We start from the raw sequence: 19,103 nt of genomic DNA, 5'->3' as shown, positions 1-19,103 counted from the left end.
TAAGTAACGCTTTGTATAGATCAGTCATTAACGAACTTATTGTTTCGGGAGTAGCCCTGTGCGCGATCCTCGGTATGACATTCTTTTTGAACCGGTTCAGATAGGGCCGGTTCGTACCCGTAATCGTTTTTACCAAGTGCCGCACTGTAATGGCATGGGCCATGTGCACCCTTCGGCCATGGCCGCGATGCGTGGGGTCAAGGCCGAGGGGGGCTGGGGGGTGGTGTGTACGGAGGAGTGCGAGATCAGCCCGCTGAGCGAGTTTTCGCCCTATATAGAAGCGCGCTTATGGGATGAGCGCGACATCCCGGCGTTGGCGAAAATGTGTGAGGCGGTCCACCTGCATGGGTCATTGGCTGGCGTCGAGCTGGCGTTCAATGGCTACTCCGCGCCGAATCGCTACAGCCGCGAAATCCCCTGGGCGCCCTCCAATACCCCCGTTCGCGGATACGACCCGGTGCAGGCACGGGCCATGAGCCGTGCCGATATCAACCAGCTGCGCCAGATGCATCGCGCCGCTGCGTTACGAGCGCGCCAGGCGGGGTTCGACATCATCTACGTGTATGCCGGCCACGACCTTGGCTTGCCGTTTCATTTCCTGACCCCGCGCAATAACCGGCGTACCGATGAGTACGGCGGGCTGCTGGCGAATCGGGTGAGGTTGTTGCGCGAACTGATTGAAGACGCCCGTGATGCCGTGGGAGATCGCTGCGCCGTAGCGGTGCGGTTGGCGGTGGATGAGCAGGTGGCTGGCGGCCTGACCCGCGAAGGCGAAGGCGCCGAGATTTTCTCGATGCTGGCGGACTTGCCGGACCTATGGGATGTCAACGTGGCCGATTGGTCCAACGACAGCGTGACGTCACGGTTTGCCGGCGAGGGTTTTCAAGAGGCCTTTCTGCTGGGGCTCAAGGCGTTGACGACCAAGCCGGTGGTTGGCGTCGGTCGGTTTACCTCGCCTGACACCATGGTTTCGCTGGTGCGCCGGGGTGTGTTGGACCTGATCGGTGCAGCCCGGCCCTCTATTGCCGACCCCTTCCTGCCGAAGAAAATCGAAGAAGGGCGTCTGGACGAGATTCGTGAATGTATTGGCTGCAACGTCTGCGTCAGTGGTGACCACACCAGCACGCCGCTGCGCTGCACGCAAAACCCGACCATGGGCGAAGAGTGGCGGCGCGGCTGGCATCCCGAGTCGGTCATCCGGGCGCATAAACCAGCGCGGGCACTGGTTGTCGGTGCCGGGCCGGCAGGCCTTGAATGCGCGCGGATATTGGGCGCGCGCGGCATGGAAGTGGCACTGGTCGAAGGTTCGCGCACATTGGGTGGGCGTGTGACGCTCGAAGCCAGGCTGCCAGGGCTGGCGAGTTGGTCGCGGGTACTCGATTACCGCTTGGACGCCCTCAGCCGGCTGCCTTCGGTTGAAATCTATCGCGAAAGCCAGCTGCAGGCCCAGGACGTACTGGATTTTGCCGCCGCCCACGTGTTTATCGCCACCGGTTCGCGCTGGCGCACCGATGGCCTGGGGCGGGCGTTGCGTCAAGCCTTGCCCGGCCTGGAACACCTGCCGGTACTGACTCCGGATGACGTGATGGCCGGCACAGTCCCGCCTTCGCCCGTGCTGTTATTCGATGACGACCACTACTACATAGGCAGTGTGCTGGCTGAGCAGTTGGTGACTTTGGGCGTGGAGGTGATCTTCGTCACTCCGGCGCCGGATGTCGCGACCTGGACCCATAACACACTGGAACAACATCGCATCCAGCGCCGCCTGCTGGAGCTGGACATCACGATCATCGCCTCTCACTCGCTGGTTGCCGTGACGCCCCAAGGGGTCATTGCCAGTTGCACCTATACCGACCGGCCAAGGTTGATTCCGGCGGCGTCGCTGTTGCTGGTGACCTCCCGGGAGCCAGAGCAGGGGTTGTACCAGGCGCTGGATGACTTGGCGGAACAGCGTGTGGAAGCCGGTATTCAGTCGGTCGCACTGTTGGGTGACTGCCTGGCGCCCGGGACCATTGCGGCCGCCGTGTATTCGGGGCATCGGTTGGCGCGAGAGTTTGATGCGCCGGCCGGTTCTTTAATCATGCGTCGGGAAATTCCAACGTTAGAGGTGTTGTAACGCACAGCGGCTTTTAATTAATAACCAGGAATAAAATAATGAAAAAAATAGTTCTGATGTTATCCGCGCTCATCTTTTTCATCATAAACGGTTCGGCTGTTGCCAAGGATGATGACGTTATACGTTTTGGCGCCGACCCTAACTACGCTCCCTTTGCCTATAAAGACAAGACCGGCACATTGACTGGCTTCGAAATTGATATCGGCAATGCCATCTGCGCGCATTTGAACGTGCGCTGCCAATGGGTAGAAAGCGACTTCGACGGACTGGTCCCCAGCCTTAAGGCCGGCAAGATCGACGCCATACTGGCCTCCATGACCGTGACTGCCGCGCGGCAAAAGATCATCGATTTTTCATCCGAAGTATTCTCCAGCCCCTCTGCCATGGTGTTCAGGGCTGGCACCGGCCTTGACGATGGGAAGGGCAAATCCGTTGGGTATCTGCAGGGCAGTACTCAGGAAGCTTACGCCAGGCAAGTACTGGCCAAGCAGGGCATGAAGGTCGTGGCCTACGCGGATCAGGAGCAGGTTTACGCCGACCTGGTGGCAGGCCGCTTGCACGCCTCGTTACAAGATGCCCAGCAGGCGCAAAGCGGCTTTTTACGTTCGCCTCAGGGAACAGGTTTTGTTCTGGGCCCGGTGATTGAAAGCCCGCTGATGCCCTCCGTAAGCGCCATCGGCATCGCAAAGGGGAATCAGACCTTGAAAGCCCTTTTGGACCAGAGCCTGGCGGCGTTGCATACCAATGGCACCTACGCCCGCCTGCAAGAACAGTACTTCCCAGGCGTCGATATGTTCAGCGGCAATTGACCGCCTGCCATCAGATCTGGAGGGCGTCATCATGCTGGAGAGCGTTACGCGGTTTACCGTGACCCTGGAGGGTTTTGCGCCGTTGCTCGTGCAGGGTGTGTGGGTGACCCTGAAGCTGGCGCTGTTATCACTGTTGCTGGGGCTGGCCTTTGGTTTACTCGGGGCGGTCGCCAAGCTGTCACGAGTCAGGGCCTGGCGCGTGTGCGCACAGGTCTACACCACGTTGATCCGCGGTGTGCCGGACCTGGTGTTGATGCTGCTGATCTTCTACGGCCTGCAAACCGGTGTGAGTCGGCTTACCGCTGCGATGGGCTGGGCCTACCTGGAAATCGACCCGTTCACGGCTGGCGTGCTGACCTTGGGGTTTATCTACGGTGCCTATTTCACCGAGACGTTTCGTGGCGCATTGCTGGCCGTGCCGCGTGGGCAGGCGCAGGCGGCCAAGGCCCTTGGATTGACGCCCGCCCAAAGCTTCATGCATGTGATTTTCCCGCAGATGATGCGCTTCGCCCTGCCGGGGTTGGGCAACAACTGGATGGTCTTGCTCAAGGCCACCGCACTGGTGTCGATCATCGGCTTGGCGGATTTGGTCAAGGTGGCCCAAGTGGCCGGTAAAAGCAGCCAGCAACTATTGAGCTTTCTGCTGCTGGCGGCGTTTATCTATCTATTGCTAAGCAGTGCATCGAATGCCGTGTTGCGCTGGCTAGAGCGCCGTTACAGCGGAGCCGGGCAGGAGGCGCAGCGATGATCGAGCTGATAGGGGAATACTGGCGGCCGTTTCTTTATTCTGACGGTCAACAAATCACCGGGCTCGCGATGACGCTGTGGCTGACCAGTGCTTCGTTATGCCTGGGGTTGTTGGTGGCGTTGCCTTTGTCTATCGCCAGGGTATCAACCCAGCAGTGGGTCCGTTGGCCGGTGCAAGGCTTTACCTATCTGTTTCGCGGTACGCCGCTCTATATTCAGTTGCTGGTCTGTTACACCGGTATCTACAGCATTGCCGCCGTGCGCGAACAGCCGCTGCTGGATGCCTTCTTCCGTGATGCACTGAACTGCACGCTACTGGCCTTTGCCCTCAACACCAGCGCCTACACCACCGAAATCCTTGCGGGTGCCATCCGTTCCATGCCACGCGGTGAAGTAGAGGCCGCACGGGCACTGGGTTTCGACGGGTGGAAACTGTATGTCTACCTGATCATGCCGTCAGCTCTGCGCCGTTCATTGCCGTACTACAGCAATGAGGTGATTTTTATGCTGCATTCGACGACGTTGGCGTTTACCGCCACGCTCCCCGACGTCCTGAAAGTAGCCCGGGACGCCAATGCTGCGACGTTTCTGACGTTCGAGTCCTTCGGTATCGCCGCGGTTCTTTACTTGTGCATCACCTTTGCCCTGGTCGGCCTGTTTCGGCTGGCCGAGCGGCGATGGCTGAGATTTCTCGACCCAAGCCGATAGGAGGCCAACATGCAGGCTCACGTGCATCAATTGCCAACAACCGTGCCGGGTGCGACGCGGCAGATTCATAGTTTTCACTACGGCCCGGCCAATGGCGCGGGCAAAGTCTATATCCAGTCATCCCTGCATGCCGATGAGCTGCCAGGGATGTTGGTGGTGTGGCATCTCAAGCAGCGTCTGGCGCGATTGGAAGCTGCCGGCCTTTTGCGCAGGCCGGTTGTGCTGGTGCCGGTGGCTAACCCAATGGGGCTGGAACAAGTGTTGATGGATGTGCCCCAAGGCCGTTTCGACTACGACAGCCGGGAAAACTTCAATCGGCATTTTTTGGATGTCAGCCAGCAGGTGGGGGATGCCGTCGAGGCACAGCTGACCGATGACCCCGAGGACAATGTACGGCTGATCCGCTCAGCCCTGGCTCGGGTGCTCGCCAGCCAGGTGCCCGCAACCCAAGTGCAGGCCATGCGCCTGACGCTTCAGCGCCTGGCCTGTGATGCCGATATCGTGCTCGACCTGCATTGTGATTTCGAAGCCGTACAGCACCTGTACCTATCGCCGGATCATTGGCCAGAGGTTGAGCCCCTGGCTCGATATTTGGGTGCGCAAGCCTGCTTTATGGCGCAAGAAGCCGGTGGGCAGTCCTTCGATGAATGCTTTACGTTGTTTTGGCAGCAAATAGAGGCACGTTTCCCGCAGCGAGTGGCGTCGCCAGGTTTTGCGGTGACGCTTGAGTTGCGAGGCGTGGCGGATGTCAGCGATGAACTGGCCGCTCAGGATTGTCACGGGCTGATTGACTACCTCACGCACGCGGGCGTCATAGACGGCCAAGCACCCGCGCTGCCGCCGTTATTAAACCTTCCTACGCCGCTGGCCGGTGTCGAACCTGTCGTCAGCCCGGTAGGCGGGTTGATCGTGTTTTGTGCGCAGGTCGGGGATTACCTGGATGCAGGGCAAACCGTGGCGCACATCATTGACCCGATCAGCGACAGCGTGACGGCCGTGGCCTGTATTCGGGAAGGATTGCTGTATGTGCGATCACTGCGGCGCATGGCCACTACCGGTATGACGATTGCCCATGTCGCAGGCCCGCGAGCGTACCGACAGGGTTACCTGTTGTCGCCCTGAGGCGCTATAGGGTCAGGCAGTGGCGAGAACGGCGAGCGCCCATCGGCACTCTGCAGTTCCTGCAGGTAATTGCGGAAGATCTGGCCCAGCACCTGGGTGGCCACTTCCAATTCATCGCGCTGCATGTGCTCGGCGACTTCGTCGGCGGTGTCCAGCGCGTCTTCGGCGCCGTTGACCGCGGCCATTTTCAGCACGATGTAGGCCTGAATGTTATTGGCCGGCACGCCTTCGCCTTTGAAGAACATGTTGCCCAGCTGGAATTGCGCCTGGGCGTGGCCCTGCAACGAAGCTTTCTCGAAGTAGCTCAAGGCTTTGTTGAGGTCACGGGCGGGGTTTTTGTCGTCGTGGTAGTACTCGCCCAACTCGTATTGCGCCTGCGCATCCCCACCTTCGGCCTGTTTCTGGCACGCGCTCAGGGCTTCGGCCTGGCTGTCTGGCTGGGTATTGAGGGTGCAACGACCCATCGCTGGGATTAACAACGAGTTGCCGCCTGCTTGGGCATGTGCCAGCAGCGGCTGAAGGAGCAACAGGCAGCCCAGAACCAGGGTGCGGCCGGTGCGTTTCATGGGAATCGACTTACCTCTGACGGGGCGCGCGGACCCTCGAGGGTCCAATAAGCGCGCATTATGAAATAAGCAGGCCTCTGCTTACAAAGTCTTTACTCGTTTTTCTGCTGCGTGGGCAAGTTATCTGCCCAATTGCAGGTAATTTCTCGTAAAACTTAGGAAGTATCTGTAAGCAAAGTAGCAAATCTGACGCCGCCAAGGGCAACGTCAGATGGATCTGTCGCTTATTTCAGGGCCGCGAAGGCGCGCTCGGCAGCATCCAGGGTCAATTTCAGCTCTGCATCGCCGTGGGCGATCGAGGTGAAGCCGGCTTCGAAAGCGCTCGGTGCCAGGTAAACGCCGCCTTCCAGCATCAGGTGGAAGAAGCGCTTGAACAGGTCGGCATCGCTGCCCATGACGTCATCAAAGGTGACGATGTCGTCGGCGCCGCTGAAGTACAGGCCAAACATACCGCCTGCCTGAGTCGTCACGAACGGAATGCCGGCAGCATCGGCACGCTGTTGCAGGCCATCGAGCAGGCGAGTGGTGTAGTCGGTCAGCTCGGCGTGAAAGCCCGGGCGGCTGATCAGGCGCAGGGTGGTCAGGCCGGCGGCCATGGCCAATGGGTTGCCCGACAAGGTGCCCGCCTGGTACACCGGGCCCAGCGGCGCGATGTGTTGCATGATTTCGCGCTTGCCGCCGAAGCAGCCCACCGGCATGCCGCCGCCGATGATCTTGCCGAAAGTGCTCAGGTCCGGCGTGACGCCGTAGTAAGCCTGGGCGCCGCCGAGGGCGACGCGGAAACCGGTCATCACTTCATCAAAAATCAGCACCACGCCGTGCTTGTCGCATTGCTCGCGCAGGCCTTCCAGGAAGCCCGGCGCCGGAGGCACGCAATTCATGTTGCCGGCCACCGGTTCGACGATGATGCACGCCACCTCTTGGCCGACTTCGCTGAGCATCTGCTCGACGGCGGCGATGTCGTTGAATGGCAGGGTCAGCGTGTGTTTGGCAAAGGCTGCCGGTACACCGGCCGAGCTTGGCACGCCTTGGGTCAGCAGGCCGGAACCGGCTTTCACCAGCAGGCTGTCGGAGTGGCCGTGGTAGCAGCCTTCGAACTTGATGATGCTGTCGCGGCCAGTGAAGCCACGGGCCAGGCGAATCGCGCTCATGGTGGCTTCGGTGCCGGAACTGACCATGCGCACCATTTCCATCGACGGCACGATCGAGCACACCAGGTCAGCCATCTCGGTTTCCATGGCGGTCGGGGCGCCGTAGGACAGGCCGTGTTGCAACTGCTGGCGTACCGCGTCGAGCACGTCCGGGTGGCTGTGGCCGAGGATCATCGGGCCCCAGGAACCGACGTAGTCTACGTAGCGCTTGTCATCTTCGTCGGTGACGTAGGCACCCTCGGCATGCTTGAAGAACAACGGCGTGCCGCCCACGCTCTTGAACGCACGCACGGGGGAGTTCACACCGCCGGGAATGTGTTTTTGGGCATTGGCAAACAGGGTTTCGGAACGGGACATGGTCGGGCTCTCTAAACTGAAATTTTAAGAAGATCGTTGAAGGCGCGGGCGCGGCGCGTGACTTCCTGGGTGCTGTCGGCACCGAACAGGCCGTGCACCACGGCAAGCAGGTCGGCACCGTGGGCCACCAAGGGTTCGGCGTTCTCCAGGGTGACGCCGCCGATCACGCAGATCGGCAGATGCAGGCGCGCGCGGGCCTGGGCGAGCATTTCAACGGTGGCGGCGGGTGCGCCGGGTTTGGTGCTGGAATTGAAGAAGCGACCGAAGGCGACGTAGCTGGCGCCTTCCTTGGCGGCCTGCTCGGCCAGTTCGATCTGGCTGTGGCAGGTGGCGCCGATGATCGCTTTGGAACCGAGCAGCGCACGGGCTGGAGTCAGCGGGCCGTCGGTCTGGCCCAAGTGCACGCCGACGCCCAGGCGCGCGGCTAATTCGGCGTCGTCATTGATAATAAGCTGGGTCTTGTAGCGCGAGCACAGCTCCCGCAGTTTTTCCGCTTCACGCAAGCGCCGGGCTTCGTCGCTGCTTTTGTCGCGGTACTGCAGCAGGGTCACGCCGCCGTCCAACGCCGCTTCGACGTAGGCGAGGAATTTGCCGGCCAACAGTTGGCTGTCGGTAATGGCGTAAAGGCCACGTAGTTTCATCGGGCAGGCCTCTTTTGCTGTTAAGAGCAGAAATCCAGCGGCAACCGGCGCGGCACGAACTGGCCCTGGCCGAGTTGTTCGGCGTCACGCAGGGTGCGCCAAGTGTAGTTGAGCGCCGATTGCACAGCGCTGACCAGGCCTTCGCCTTGAGCGATCCGCCCGGCCAGTGCGCTGGCCAGCGTGCAGCCCGAACCGTGATAGCTGCCGGGCAGGCGCTGGCAGGTAAAGGTCTGGCGCGTACCGTCGCGGCTGTACAGGCGATTGTGCACTTCATGCTCGTCGCCATGGCCACCGGTGATCAGCAGGTGCTTGATAAATGGCAGCAGCTTCTCGGCGCATTCGTCCGCCGTGCCCTCAGGCAGTTCGGCGAGGATGCGCGCTTCAGGCAGGTTGGGCGTGGCGATCAGTGACAACGGCAACAGCCGCTCGCGCATGGCGTAGCCGACTTCGTCCTTGCCCAGGCTGCCACCGCCACCGGCACGCAGCACCGGGTCGCAGACCACCGGCAGGTGCGGGTGCGCCTGCAGTAGTTCGACCACGGTATCGACCATCGCGGTGGAACCGAGCATGCCGAGCTTGACCGCCGCCACCTCGGAATCGCTGAGCACGGCATTGGCCTGGGCCAGTACCCACTCGCGGTCGAGCACGCGAAAATCGCTGACATTGACGGTGTTCTGCACGGTCAGGGCGGTGACGGCCGGAGCCGCATGACAGCCTTGGGCAAGCAGGGCTTCGATATCTGCCTGCAAGCCGGCGCCACCACTGGGATCATGGCCGGAGAGACAGAGGACAACAGGGCGAGAGCTGTAGATATTCATGGTGCGCGAGCTTACCACCAAACGCTTTTTGCGTGGCCGTCTGGCGAAGGTTGAATTTCGTCAATGTTTACGTGGGGCTGTGGCTGTTGGCTAGCATCGAGCAATGTTCTGAAAAGCCGCTGAAAGCATCGTTCTAGAGCCTTTCAAAAAATTTTATCAATGGTGTCCAATGGCCTCTAGCGGCTATGCTAGAGTGGATCCAAACAACTTAATGTATCGCCGGTTTACGTCTACTCAAAAGGAATGGGGGACTTTTGACCTAACCGGACAGGCCACGCTGGGGCTCTATGCGCTATTTGCTGATTTTATTATTGTGCGGGCTGCCGATGCTCGCCGGCGCCGTCGAGTTCAATCAGAGCACGCGAAGCCTGCCGCTGGGCCGGGTCATGCAAGTGCTTGAAGACCCCACCGACGCCCTCACCATCGCCCAAGTCAGTTCCCCCGCCTACGCCGCGCAATTCAAGACCCATGACAAAGCCACCCTGAATGCCGGCTATTCACGCTCGGTGTTCTGGCTCAAGGTCGACCTGCATTACACCGCCATTAACCCCCGCGCCCCGCGCACCTGGTTCCTGGAGCTGGCGTACCCACCGCTCAATCGCCTGGACCTTTACCAGAACGACGGCACCGGCAGCTACCGGCTGACCACGCGCACCGGCAGTGCACTGCCTTTCGCCAGCCGTGAAGTGCGCCAGAGCAACTACCTGTTCAAGCTCAACTTTGTGCCCGACCAGCAACAAACGGTGTACTTGCGCCTGCAAAGTGAAGGCTCGATCCAGGCTCCGTTGACCCTCTGGTCCGCCACTGCCTACATGGAAGAGCAACCGCTGCGCCTCTATGTGCTGGGCGCCATCTACGGGGTGTTGCTGGGCATGCTGGTCTACAACCTGTTTATCTACCTGAGCGTGCGCGACACCAGCTACCTGTATTACATCCTCTATATCGCCTCGTTCGGCCTGTACCAATTGTCGGTCAATGGCGTGGCCGTCGAGTACTTCTGGCCCAACAACCCCTGGTGGGCGAATGCGGCAGTGCCGTTCCTGATCGGTTCGGCGGCGCTGTTTGGCAGCCTGTTCGCGCGCAGCTTCCTGCACACCGCGCAACACAGCCGCTGGCTCGATCGGATATTGCTGGCGCTGGCGGCCTGCGGCGGCATCGTGATGGTGTTGGCGTTGCTGACCAGTTATGCGGTGGCCCTGCGCCTGGCCACCGGTTTGGCGCTGGTGTTCACCGTGACCATCTTCGTTGCCGCGATCAAAGCCTGGTATTGCGGCCAGCGTATGGCGCGCTATTTCATCATTGCCTGGTCGGCGTTTCTGTTGGGTGGGGTCGTCAACACCATGATGGTGCTGGGCTACTTGCCCAATATGTTCCTTACCATGTACGCCAGCCAGCTGGGTTCGGCGATTGAAGTGGCGCTGCTGTCCCTGGCCCTGGCGGACCGCATCAACGGCATGCGCGAGCAACAGGCGCAGATCCTGCTCGACGCCAGCCAGAAACTCGAAGTGCTTAACCAGCAGTTGGCGCGCAGTAACCGCCTCAAGGACGAATTCCTCGCCACCCTGACCCACGAATTGCGCACGCCGATGAACGGCGTGATCGGCTCTCTCGAATTGATGCAAACCGTGCCCCTGGGCGACGACCTTGCGCAGTACCAGCAAACCGCTGCCGGCTCGGCGCGGGACATGATGCGCATGGTCAATGGCATTCTCACCCTGACCGAATTGCAAGCCGGACGGCTGACAGCCCAGCCGCAGGTATTCAGCCTGCGCGGCGCCCTCGACACCCTGCGCCAGCAGTTCAGCGTGAGTGCGCAGAGCAAAGGTTTGGAATTTTCCATCGACGTGGCGGATGAGCTGCCGGACCGAGTGATCGGCGACGCAGGCAAACTGATCCAGTGCCTCGACTGCCTGCTCGATAACGCCTTCAAGTTCACCCACGAAGGTTCCGTACGCTTGCGTGTGGTCGGTGTTCCACACAGTGACGGCGGCTTGCGCCTGAGCTTTATCGTGACCGACAGCGGTATTGGCTTTGCTTTCCTCGACGAGGCCACGCTGTACCAGCGTTTCTTCCAGCTCGACGGCTCGACCACCCGCGAATACGGCGGCCTGGGTATCGGCCTGGCGATTTGCCGACAGCTGATCGAGCTGCTTGGCGGGCGCCTGACCCATCATTCCGAGCCGCGCAAGGGCAGCCGTTTCCAGCTGGAAGTAACCGTGAACTCGCTGCCGCCCGAGCCCAAGGCGACGATGCAGGAGCCCCTCACGCAGCGCGCGCCCCATGAATGCACGGTATTGCTGGTGGATGACAACAGCGTGGGCCAGTTGGCGGTGCGCGGCATGTTGCTCAAGCTGGGCTACCGGGTAAAAACGGTGGACAACGGCGCGTCCGCGCTGGCGCTCTTGCAGAGTGAAACCTTCGATGCGGTGCTGCTGGATGTGCCTGAAGGCGGTTTCTCGTTGTGCTGTCAGATACGTGCGCTACCCGGCTGTGGTGAACTGCCGGTGATCGCCCTGAGTACGTCACTGAATGTGTCGGAGCGTGAACGCTGCCATGGCATCGGCATCACCGACCGGCTGGCCAAACCCGTGCGTTTTGACGCGTTGCAAGCGGTGCTGGAGCGCCGCTTACTGTGCCCGCTAGAGGGCGAAAGCGCCGAGCATTAGGCGGGTATGCCACTTTTTTAAGGCCCATGACGGTGCTTAACTGAAATTCAGGCCTCAACTGCACGTGGCCTATTTTCCAGGAGGCCCGTCATGAACCTGCATCAGTTCGCCGAAACCCACGACGTCAGCAATCAGCCACCGTCCCTGGATGGCACCAACCTGTACCGTATCGACGTGCCCTTGCAAGAGTGGTCGCGCCGCTTTGGCGCCGGCTGGGCAGAGGCGCGTATCGATGCCTATGGCGCGCTGGCGGGTGGGCCGCTGATGGCGGCCGGGTTCCTGGCGAACCAGAATAAGCCGGTGTTCAACAGCCATGACCGGTATGGCCATCGCATTGACCTGGTGGAGTTTCACCCGGCTTATCACGAACTGATGCGCACCGCTGTCGAACATGGCCTGCCGTCGTTGCCGTGGGCGCATCCGCAGTCCGGCGCCCACGTGGCCCGCGCCGCCATGACGTACCTGCACAGCCAGGCCGAAGCCGGCACCGGCTGCCCGCTGACCATGACCTTCGCCTGCGTCCCGGCGCTGCGCCTGCAACCGGACCTGGCGCAAACCTGGCTGCCGAAAATTCTTAATACCGAATACGACCCGCGCAATGTCGGCATCGCCCACAAGGCCGGCGCCACCATCGGCATGGCCATGACCGAAAAACAGGGCGGCACCGACGTGCGCGCCAACACCACCCGCGCGTATCCGGTGGGCGCGGGCGGCCCCGGGCAAGCCTATGAGTTGGTGGGGCACAAGTGGTTCTGCTCGGCGCCGATGTGCGATGCATTCCTCACCCTGGCGCAGACCGACAAAGGCCTGACCTGCTTCCTACTGCCCCGGCAGCGCCCGGATGACACGCGCAACGAGTTCTACATCCAGCGCCTGAAAAACAAACTCGGCAATTGCTCCAACGCCTCCAGCGAAGTGGAGTTTCGCGGCGCCCTGGCCTGGATGATCGGTGAAGAAGGCCGTGGCGTGCCGACCATTATCGAAATGGTCGCCATGACCCGCTTCGATTGCATGGTCGGCTCCAGCGCCTTGATGCGCCAGGCGTTGACCCAGGCCAGCCACCATTGCGCGCATCGTTTGGTCGGTGGCCGCATTCTCAACGAACAGCCGCTGATGCAAAACGTGTTGGCCGACCTCGCGTTGGAAAGTGAGGCCGCGCTGGCCTTGAGCATGCGCATGGGCCGCGCGCTGGATCACCTCGATAACGAGCAGGAAGCCAAATTCGCCCGCCTGGTGACGGCGGTGGGCAAGTACTGGATCTGCAAACGTGCGCCGGCCATGATCAACGAAGCCGCCGAATGCATGGGCGGTGCTGGCTACGTGGAGGACAGCATCCTGCCGCGTCTGTACCGTGAGGCGCCGGTGAATTCAACGTGGGAAGGTTCCGGCAATGTGCAGTGCCTTGACGTGTTGCGGGCGCTGTCGAAAGAGCCGGGTGTGCTGGAGGCACTGTTTGTCGAACTGGGCGACGGGCATGGCGACCAGCAGCTGGCGCGGCATATTGAGCAGCTTAAGTCGGCGTTTATGGACACCCAGGATATTCAGTACCGCGCGCGGCAATTGACCGAGGATATTGCCGTGGCGTTGCAGGCCAAGCTGTTGCTGGAAGCCGGTAATGCGGCGGTCAGTGATGGGTTTATTGCCAGCCGTTTGGGTGAGTCGTCTGGCCGGGTGTACGGCACCTTGCCGCGTGGGGTGGATGTGGAAGCTATCGTCACCCGCTCAACCCCAACCCTCTGACTACACGCGGTCAAAATGTGGGAGCGGGCTTGCTCGCGAATACGGTCTGTCAGTGACTGATTAGGTGACTGATACACCGCATTCGCGAGCAAGCCCGCTCCCACATTATTAACCGCATTCCAATCCCACTGTTTCAGTGCGGCCGGGATACAGGCAAGATAAAGGCCTGCAAGTCAGAACACAGGATGCTTACCGTGACCGAAGCTTTTGTTGTCGTTCAAACCGCCGAAGAAGCCGTGGACCGGCTGGCGGCTCTGCATGAGCGTGCTACGGGTGCGCTCAATCAAGCCCTCAAGCAATACCTCAAGGACCGCGTCGAACCCGACGCCGAACAACGCGCACTGTTTCGCTACCCGGAGCTGCGTCTGACCTACCACTGCCACGGCGAAGTCCCACAGACTACCCGGGCGTATGCCAAGGTCCAGTTGCCGGGGACCTACAGCGTTACCGTCACCCATCCCGCCGCGTTCCGTAAGTATTTGCTGGAGCAATTGGTGCCGCTGATGCACGACTTCACCGTGACGGTAGAAGTCGGCGTCAGCCAACAGAACATTCCCTACCCGTACGTAGTGGAGCAAGGCGACGAACTGGCCGGTTCCGGCGTGACTGCCGCGACCCTGGCGCGTGTGTTCCCCAGCACCGACCTGTCCGCCGCCACCGACGGCATTGCCGATGGCCTCTACGACTGGGAAAACACCGACCCGCTGCCCCTGGCGCTGTTCGATGCCGCCCGTGTGGACTTTTCCCTGCGCCGCCTGGTGCATTACACCGGCAGCGACTGGCGCCATGTGCAGCCGTGGATTTTGCTGACCAACTACCACCGCTATGTTGACCAGTTCATCCTGCATGGCCTGGAGCAATTGCGCAGCGACCCACGGTTTATCCGCATGGTGTTGCCGGGCAACGTGATCATCGACAAGAGCATGGACCACGGCGAAGCCTCGGCGATTGCCGCAGGCGTGGTCTGGCACCGTTACCAGATGCCGGCCTACCACCTGCAAGCCACCGACGGCCACGGCGTGACACTGGTGAACATCGGCGTCGGCCCGTCCAACGCCAAGAACATCACCGACCACTTGGCCGTGCTGCGCCCGCATTGCTGGCTGATGATCGGCCACTGCGGCGGCCTGCGCCAATCCCAGACCATCGGCGACTACGTGTTGGCCCACGCCTACATGCGTCGCGACGGGATTCTCGACCGCGTGGTACCGCCGAACATTCCGATCCCGGCCTTGGCCGAAGTGCAGATGGCCTTGCAGCAAGCGGCGGCCAACGTCACCGGCGAGAAAGGCGAAGAGCTGAAAAAACGCCTGCGCACCGGCACCGTGTTGACCTACGACGACCGTAACTGGGAGCTGCGTTGGGCTCAGGAGCGGCCGCTGATCAACCTGTCCCGCGCCGTGGCCGTGGACATGGAAAGCGGCACCATCGCGGCCCAGGGTTACCGCTTGCGCGTACCGTATGGCACGTTGCTGTGCGTCTCGGACAAACCGCTGCACAGTGAAATCAAGCTGCCGGGTTCGGCCAACGCGTTCTATGAGCGCGCGGTCAGCCAGCACTTGAAGATCGGCATCGAGGCGGTGGACCTGCTGCGCACCGAACTCAACTCGTTGCATTCGCGCAAACTGCGCAGCTTCGACGAGCCGCCGTTCCGCTAAGCGGTTGGGATGGTCATTTAACGGTCAGGCCACTAGCATTGTCGGTCCTGACCGTTAGATGTTCTTTTGCCATGTCTCGTCCCACCCGTCCCGATTCGCGCCGCCCTGGCGTGAAACCTCCGTACTCCGCGCCTCGTCGTGTTGCCAAGGCACCGCCGGCCGAGCCGAAGTTGATCCTGTTCAATAAACCCTTCGACGTACTGACCCAGTTCAGCGACGAAGGCGGGCGCGCGACCCTCAAGGACTTTATCGACATCCCCGGCATTTACCCGGCCGGTCGCCTGGACCGTGACAGCGAAGGCCTGTTGCTGCTGACCAACGATGGCCAGTTACAGGCGCGGATTGCCGACCCCAAGCACAAGCTGGCGAAAACCTACTGGGTACAAGTCGAAGGCGAGCCGACCGAGGAGCAGCTGCAGCGCCTGCGTGATGGTGTGGAGCTTAACGACGGCATGACCTTGCCCGCCGAGGCCCGGCAGTTGGACGAGCCTGAGTTATGGCCGCGCAACCCGCCCGTGCGCTTTCGCAAAAGCGTGCCAACCCACTGGCTGGAGCTGGTAATTCGTGAGGGGCGTAACCGCCAGGTACGGCGCATGACGGCGGCGGTGGGCTTGCCGACCCTGCGCCTGGTACGCGTGCGCATTGGTGATTGGTCGATTGATGGCCTCGACCAAGGCCAATGGAAGGAAGTGCCGGCGCGTTTATAAGGCGCCGGACTCGATCAGGCCGATCACCACGCTCTTGATGATGAACGCGGCCACGCCCAGGCCCAGAACGAAAAACAGGATGAACGAGCCAAAGCGCCCGGCCTTGGACTTCTTTGCCAGGTCCCAGACGATAAAGCCCATGAAAATGATCAGAATGGTGACCAGGCCGGTCATCATCCATTCTTCAAAGAGGGCGGGGTCGATGTTGTTCATGTGAGAAGTTTCCGGCAGGGCAGGCGGCAAGTATAAGGCGGTGTGGCGGGCGCTACATTGACCTGCGTCGTACAGGGTCTAAATGTGGGAGCGGGCTTGCTCGCGAATGCGGTGCATCAGTCACATCCTCATTAACTGACAGACCGCATTCGCGAGCAAGCCCGCTCCCACAGGGGGTATGCATCGTTTTTGAGATCAGGTACGCAGATGCGTCAGCGGCAGCTCGGTGCTGTTGAGCACCTGGTTGAGCACAAAGCTCGAACGCACGCTGGTCACGCCTTCAATACGGGTCAAATGCCCCAGCAGCAGTTTCTGATAGTGGTCCATGTCCGGCACCACTACTTTCAACTGATAGTCAGCATCCATCCCGGTCACCAAACTGCACTCCAGCACTTGCGGCAGCGTACGGATGGCGGCTTCGAAGTTCTCGAAGCGCTCGGGCGTGTGGCGGTCCATGCCGATCAGCACATAGGCCGTGAGGCTCAAGCCGAGCATCTTGCGATCAAGCAACGCGACCTGGCGCGCGATGTAACCATCGTCCTCAAGCTGCTTGACCCGGCGTGAGCAGGGCGACGGCGACAAGCCGATGCGCTCGGCCAACTCCTGGTTGGAGATCCTCGCGTCGCGCTGCAATTCCGCCAAAATACTCAGGTCGTATCGGTCAAGCTTGCTCATTGGGTTGGCCTTTGTCGTAACTATTGCGGCGAATTATCTATGAAGGGTTAAAAATTGCGCAAGCACTGTTTATTGACGCAATCTTCGCAATCATCTGTCGGCGCGGCGCGCCTATGATTACCAACAGAATCACCGCCTGGACAACAGTCCACTTGCAGCGAGCCCAATCAGGCCTGCTGCGGCCGCCGCCCCAGCAGGGTTGAGCCGGCCTCCAGGCTGCACACTGTCCACAAGACGGCGTGAGGTGAGCCAACGTCAAAAGCGTTGAGCACGGACGAAATTCTCAAGGGGTGGCCGACGGGTCACCCCTTTTTCTTTGCCTGCGCTTTTACCCGAAAAAATACTTCTCGTGACTGATAACCTGTCTCAGAACCGGGCGAGGCTTTTCCAGTCTCATCTATGAGGCCGGACGTTCTAGGCCCTTATCCGCAGTGAGGAATAGCATGAAGCGCATCTGGCGTATGGCAGGTGTAGGTTTGCTGATGATTAGCGTCGGCACGCACGTAATGGCCGACGACCCGCGCTCTGAAGGCGGCGGTCAGCATGAAAGAGGCCCGGAAGGCGCACGGCAAGGTAACGAACAGCCGCGCCCGCAAAATAACCAACCACGCCCGCAGAACACTCAACCGCGTCCGGAAAACAACCAACCGCGCCCGCAAAACCAGCACTTTGATCGCGCCGAGCAACAGCAGCGCGGCGGCGGGCAGTGGCAAGGCCGCCCGCAAGGTGCCGAGCAGACCCGACCAGCGCCAGCGCCAGCCAATAACCTGCCGATCCAGGGCCGCCCGGACACCGTTCGCCAGACCCAGGAACCGCGCCAGGGTTACTACCGCGACATCCCACGACGCAACGACGGCAACCCGCATTGGGAGGCCGGCGGCCCCGGTTCGCGCCCGGGTAATAACGGTGGCGGCTTCAACAATGGCCACCCCAATGACAACCGCTGGCCGGGCCGCCCGAATGGGCATGGCAACGGCTGGGGCCCTGGCCCGCAATACCGTCCGGGCTATATGGTTGACCGTTTCCCCGACCGCAATTACCGCGTGCCTTACCGTGGCCAGGACTACTTCTTCTCCGGCGGCTACTGGTATCGTCCGCAAGGCCCGCGCTATGTGGTGGTGACGCCGCCGTACGGCATCCGCGTGCAATACCTGCCGGACTATGCGCGGGAAGTGTGGGTGGGCAGCGCGCTGTTTTTCCTCGCGGCCGGTTCCTACTACACGTACGAAAACGCCACCCAGCAATACGTGGTGGTGCAGCCGCCGACCGAAGTGCCGGCGCCGCAACCCGCGCCGCAGGGCAACGGGTATGACGTGATTGCCTACCCGGCCAACGGCCAATCACCGGCTCAGGTGCAGCAGGACGGTTATGACTGTTATCGCTGGGCCGTGCAGCAAAGTGGTTTCGACCCACGCACCGTCACCTATGCCCCGGACCCGGCGGTGGTGCAAACCTACCGCCAGGCCCAGGGCAACTGCCTGACCAGTCGCGGCTATCAGGTGCAGTACTAGGCTTTATTGCCCGTGACCACTTCCCGCGGGTCGGCGTGCACCAGCACTTCGGCGCGCGGGTAGACGGCGTGAATGGCATCGGCGGCCTGGTCGCTGATGCCGTGGGCCACTGACAGCGACAATTCCCCCGGCAACTCCAGGTGCAACTGCACAAACCAGTGGCTGCCGGAGATCCGCGTGCGCAGGTCATGCGCACCCAACACGCCCGGCACCCCCCGCGCCAGTTCCAGCATGTGCTGGCTCACATCCGGCGGCAGCTCTTCATCCATCAACACCGCAAAGCTTTCTCGGGCGATCTGGATTGCGCTCCACAAAATGTACGCGGCGATCCCGAGGCCAAACCACGCGTCCACCTGATGGAAGCCAAACCCTGCCAACACCAGCGCCACCAGGATGCTGCCGTTGAGCATCAAGTCGGAGCGGTAGTGCAGCGAGTCCGCGCGCACGGCGTTGGAGCCGGTTTCGCGGATCACCCGGTGTTGCAGCATCAGCAGCGCCACCGTCATCACCAGCGAAAACACAATCACGCCGATGCTCAGCCAAGGCGCGCCGACCGGCTCCGGATGCTGCAAGCGCTGATACGCCTGGAACGCGATCAACACCGCACTGCCGGCGATAAACAGCGCCTGGGCCATGCCCGACAGCGATTCCGCCTTGCCGTGCCCATAGCGGTGATCATCATCGGCCGGGCGCAGCGCGTAATGCACTGCGAGCAAATTCAGCAGCGAGGTCACGCCATCGAGCAGTGAGTCGGTCAACCCGGCGAGCATGCTCACCGAGCCACTGAACCACCAGGCGATGGCCTTGGTGATAATCAGCGCACAGGCCACGCCCACCGACGCGCGGGTGGCCAGGCGCAGGAGCCTGGCGTGTTCGGGACTGCTGGTCATAAGCGGTC

Annotated in this window: 17 protein-coding genes; 10 read left to right on the top strand and 7 right to left on the bottom strand. The window is 61.4% G+C overall.

Annotation, left to right across the window (positions count from 1 at the left end):
* The first annotated feature begins 58 nt into the window (after positions 1-58).
* From ACA065_RS26885 to ACA065_RS26865, 5 genes are read left to right on the top strand one after another with little or no spacing between them, the layout of a single operon-like run.
* The gene (locus ACA065_RS26885; RefSeq protein ID WP_497692231.1) at positions 59-2,116 is read left to right on the top strand and encodes an oxidoreductase; all 2,058 of its coding nucleotides are present in this window, start codon (positions 59-61) and stop codon (positions 2,114-2,116) included.
* A gap of 38 nt (positions 2,117-2,154) precedes the next feature.
* Positions 2,155-2,925, top strand: a complete 771-nt coding sequence (locus ACA065_RS26880) for a transporter substrate-binding domain-containing protein (protein WP_497692230.1) — start codon at positions 2,155-2,157, stop codon at positions 2,923-2,925.
* Positions 2,926-2,956: 31 nt separating this feature from the next.
* The gene (locus tag ACA065_RS26875) at positions 2,957-3,673 is read left to right on the top strand and encodes an ABC transporter permease (protein WP_497692229.1); all 717 of its coding nucleotides are present in this window, start codon (positions 2,957-2,959) and stop codon (positions 3,671-3,673) included.
* On the top strand, positions 3,670-4,380 hold the full coding sequence (locus tag ACA065_RS26870; protein WP_497692228.1) for an ABC transporter permease: 711 nt from the start codon (positions 3,670-3,672) through the stop codon (positions 4,378-4,380). The genes ACA065_RS26875 and ACA065_RS26870 overlap by 4 nt, the downstream gene beginning before the upstream one ends.
* Before the next feature lie 9 nt (positions 4,381-4,389).
* Positions 4,390-5,502, top strand: coding sequence for a succinylglutamate desuccinylase/aspartoacylase family protein (locus ACA065_RS26865; protein WP_497692227.1), 1,113 nt, complete (start codon positions 4,390-4,392; stop codon positions 5,500-5,502).
* On the opposite strand, the gene ACA065_RS26860 is transcribed toward ACA065_RS26865, so the two are convergent.
* From ACA065_RS26860 to ACA065_RS26845, 4 genes are all read right to left on the bottom strand, one after another.
* The gene (locus ACA065_RS26860; protein WP_497692226.1) at positions 5,484-6,068 is read right to left on the bottom strand and encodes a tetratricopeptide repeat protein; all 585 of its coding nucleotides are present in this window, start codon (positions 6,066-6,068) and stop codon (positions 5,484-5,486) included. The genes ACA065_RS26865 and ACA065_RS26860 overlap by 19 nt on opposite strands.
* 224 nt (positions 6,069-6,292) lie before the next feature.
* The gene (hemL, locus tag ACA065_RS26855) at positions 6,293-7,576 is read right to left on the bottom strand and encodes a glutamate-1-semialdehyde 2,1-aminomutase (protein ID WP_446434843.1); all 1,284 of its coding nucleotides are present in this window, start codon (positions 7,574-7,576) and stop codon (positions 6,293-6,295) included.
* 11 nt (positions 7,577-7,587) lie between these two features.
* On the bottom strand, positions 7,588-8,217 hold the full coding sequence (gene thiE, locus ACA065_RS26850; protein ID WP_497692225.1) for a thiamine phosphate synthase: 630 nt from the start codon (positions 8,215-8,217) through the stop codon (positions 7,588-7,590).
* A 20-nt stretch (positions 8,218-8,237) separates the two neighbouring features.
* Complete coding sequence (locus ACA065_RS26845; RefSeq protein WP_456025926.1) at positions 8,238-9,035, bottom strand: hydroxymethylpyrimidine/phosphomethylpyrimidine kinase; 798 nt, start codon at positions 9,033-9,035, stop codon at positions 8,238-8,240.
* Between the two features lie 287 nt (positions 9,036-9,322).
* Between ACA065_RS26845 and ACA065_RS26840 the strand changes: the two genes are divergently transcribed.
* From ACA065_RS26840 to ACA065_RS26825, 4 genes are all read left to right on the top strand, one after another.
* A complete protein-coding gene (locus ACA065_RS26840; RefSeq protein ID WP_497692224.1) occupies positions 9,323-11,701 on the top strand; it encodes a hybrid sensor histidine kinase/response regulator in 2,379 nt (792 codons plus the stop codon).
* Between the two features lie 90 nt (positions 11,702-11,791).
* Complete coding sequence (locus ACA065_RS26835; protein ID WP_497692223.1) at positions 11,792-13,441, top strand: acyl-CoA dehydrogenase family protein; 1,650 nt, start codon at positions 11,792-11,794, stop codon at positions 13,439-13,441.
* Positions 13,442-13,626: 185 nt separating this feature from the next.
* Positions 13,627-15,099: an AMP nucleosidase gene (amn, locus tag ACA065_RS26830; protein ID WP_162232034.1), complete on the top strand. Its 1,473-nt coding sequence runs from the start codon at positions 13,627-13,629 to the stop codon at positions 15,097-15,099.
* Positions 15,100-15,170: 71 nt separating this feature from the next.
* Positions 15,171-15,806: a pseudouridine synthase gene (locus ACA065_RS26825; protein ID WP_497692222.1), complete on the top strand. Its 636-nt coding sequence runs from the start codon at positions 15,171-15,173 to the stop codon at positions 15,804-15,806.
* On the opposite strand, the gene ACA065_RS26820 is transcribed toward ACA065_RS26825, so the two are convergent.
* Positions 15,801-16,010, bottom strand: coding sequence for a DUF2788 domain-containing protein (locus ACA065_RS26820; RefSeq protein ID WP_025999909.1), 210 nt, complete (start codon positions 16,008-16,010; stop codon positions 15,801-15,803). The genes ACA065_RS26825 and ACA065_RS26820 overlap by 6 nt on opposite strands.
* 204 nt (positions 16,011-16,214) lie before the next feature.
* Positions 16,215-16,694, bottom strand: coding sequence for an Lrp/AsnC family transcriptional regulator (locus tag ACA065_RS26815; protein WP_003194418.1), 480 nt, complete (start codon positions 16,692-16,694; stop codon positions 16,215-16,217).
* Between the two features lie 443 nt (positions 16,695-17,137).
* On the opposite strand from ACA065_RS26815, the gene ACA065_RS26810 reads away from it, so the two are divergent.
* On the top strand, positions 17,138-18,205 hold the full coding sequence (locus ACA065_RS26810) for a DUF6515 family protein (RefSeq protein WP_497692221.1): 1,068 nt from the start codon (positions 17,138-17,140) through the stop codon (positions 18,203-18,205).
* On the opposite strand, the gene ACA065_RS26805 is transcribed toward ACA065_RS26810, so the two are convergent.
* Complete coding sequence (locus ACA065_RS26805; protein WP_497692220.1) at positions 18,202-19,095, bottom strand: cation diffusion facilitator family transporter; 894 nt, start codon at positions 19,093-19,095, stop codon at positions 18,202-18,204. The genes ACA065_RS26810 and ACA065_RS26805 overlap by 4 nt on opposite strands.
* Between the last annotated feature and the right edge of the window lie 8 nt (positions 19,096-19,103).

It is taken from the genome of Pseudomonas sp. LBUM1640 (assembly GCF_059716225.1).
This window is presented reverse-complemented; position numbering and strand designations above follow the sequence as displayed.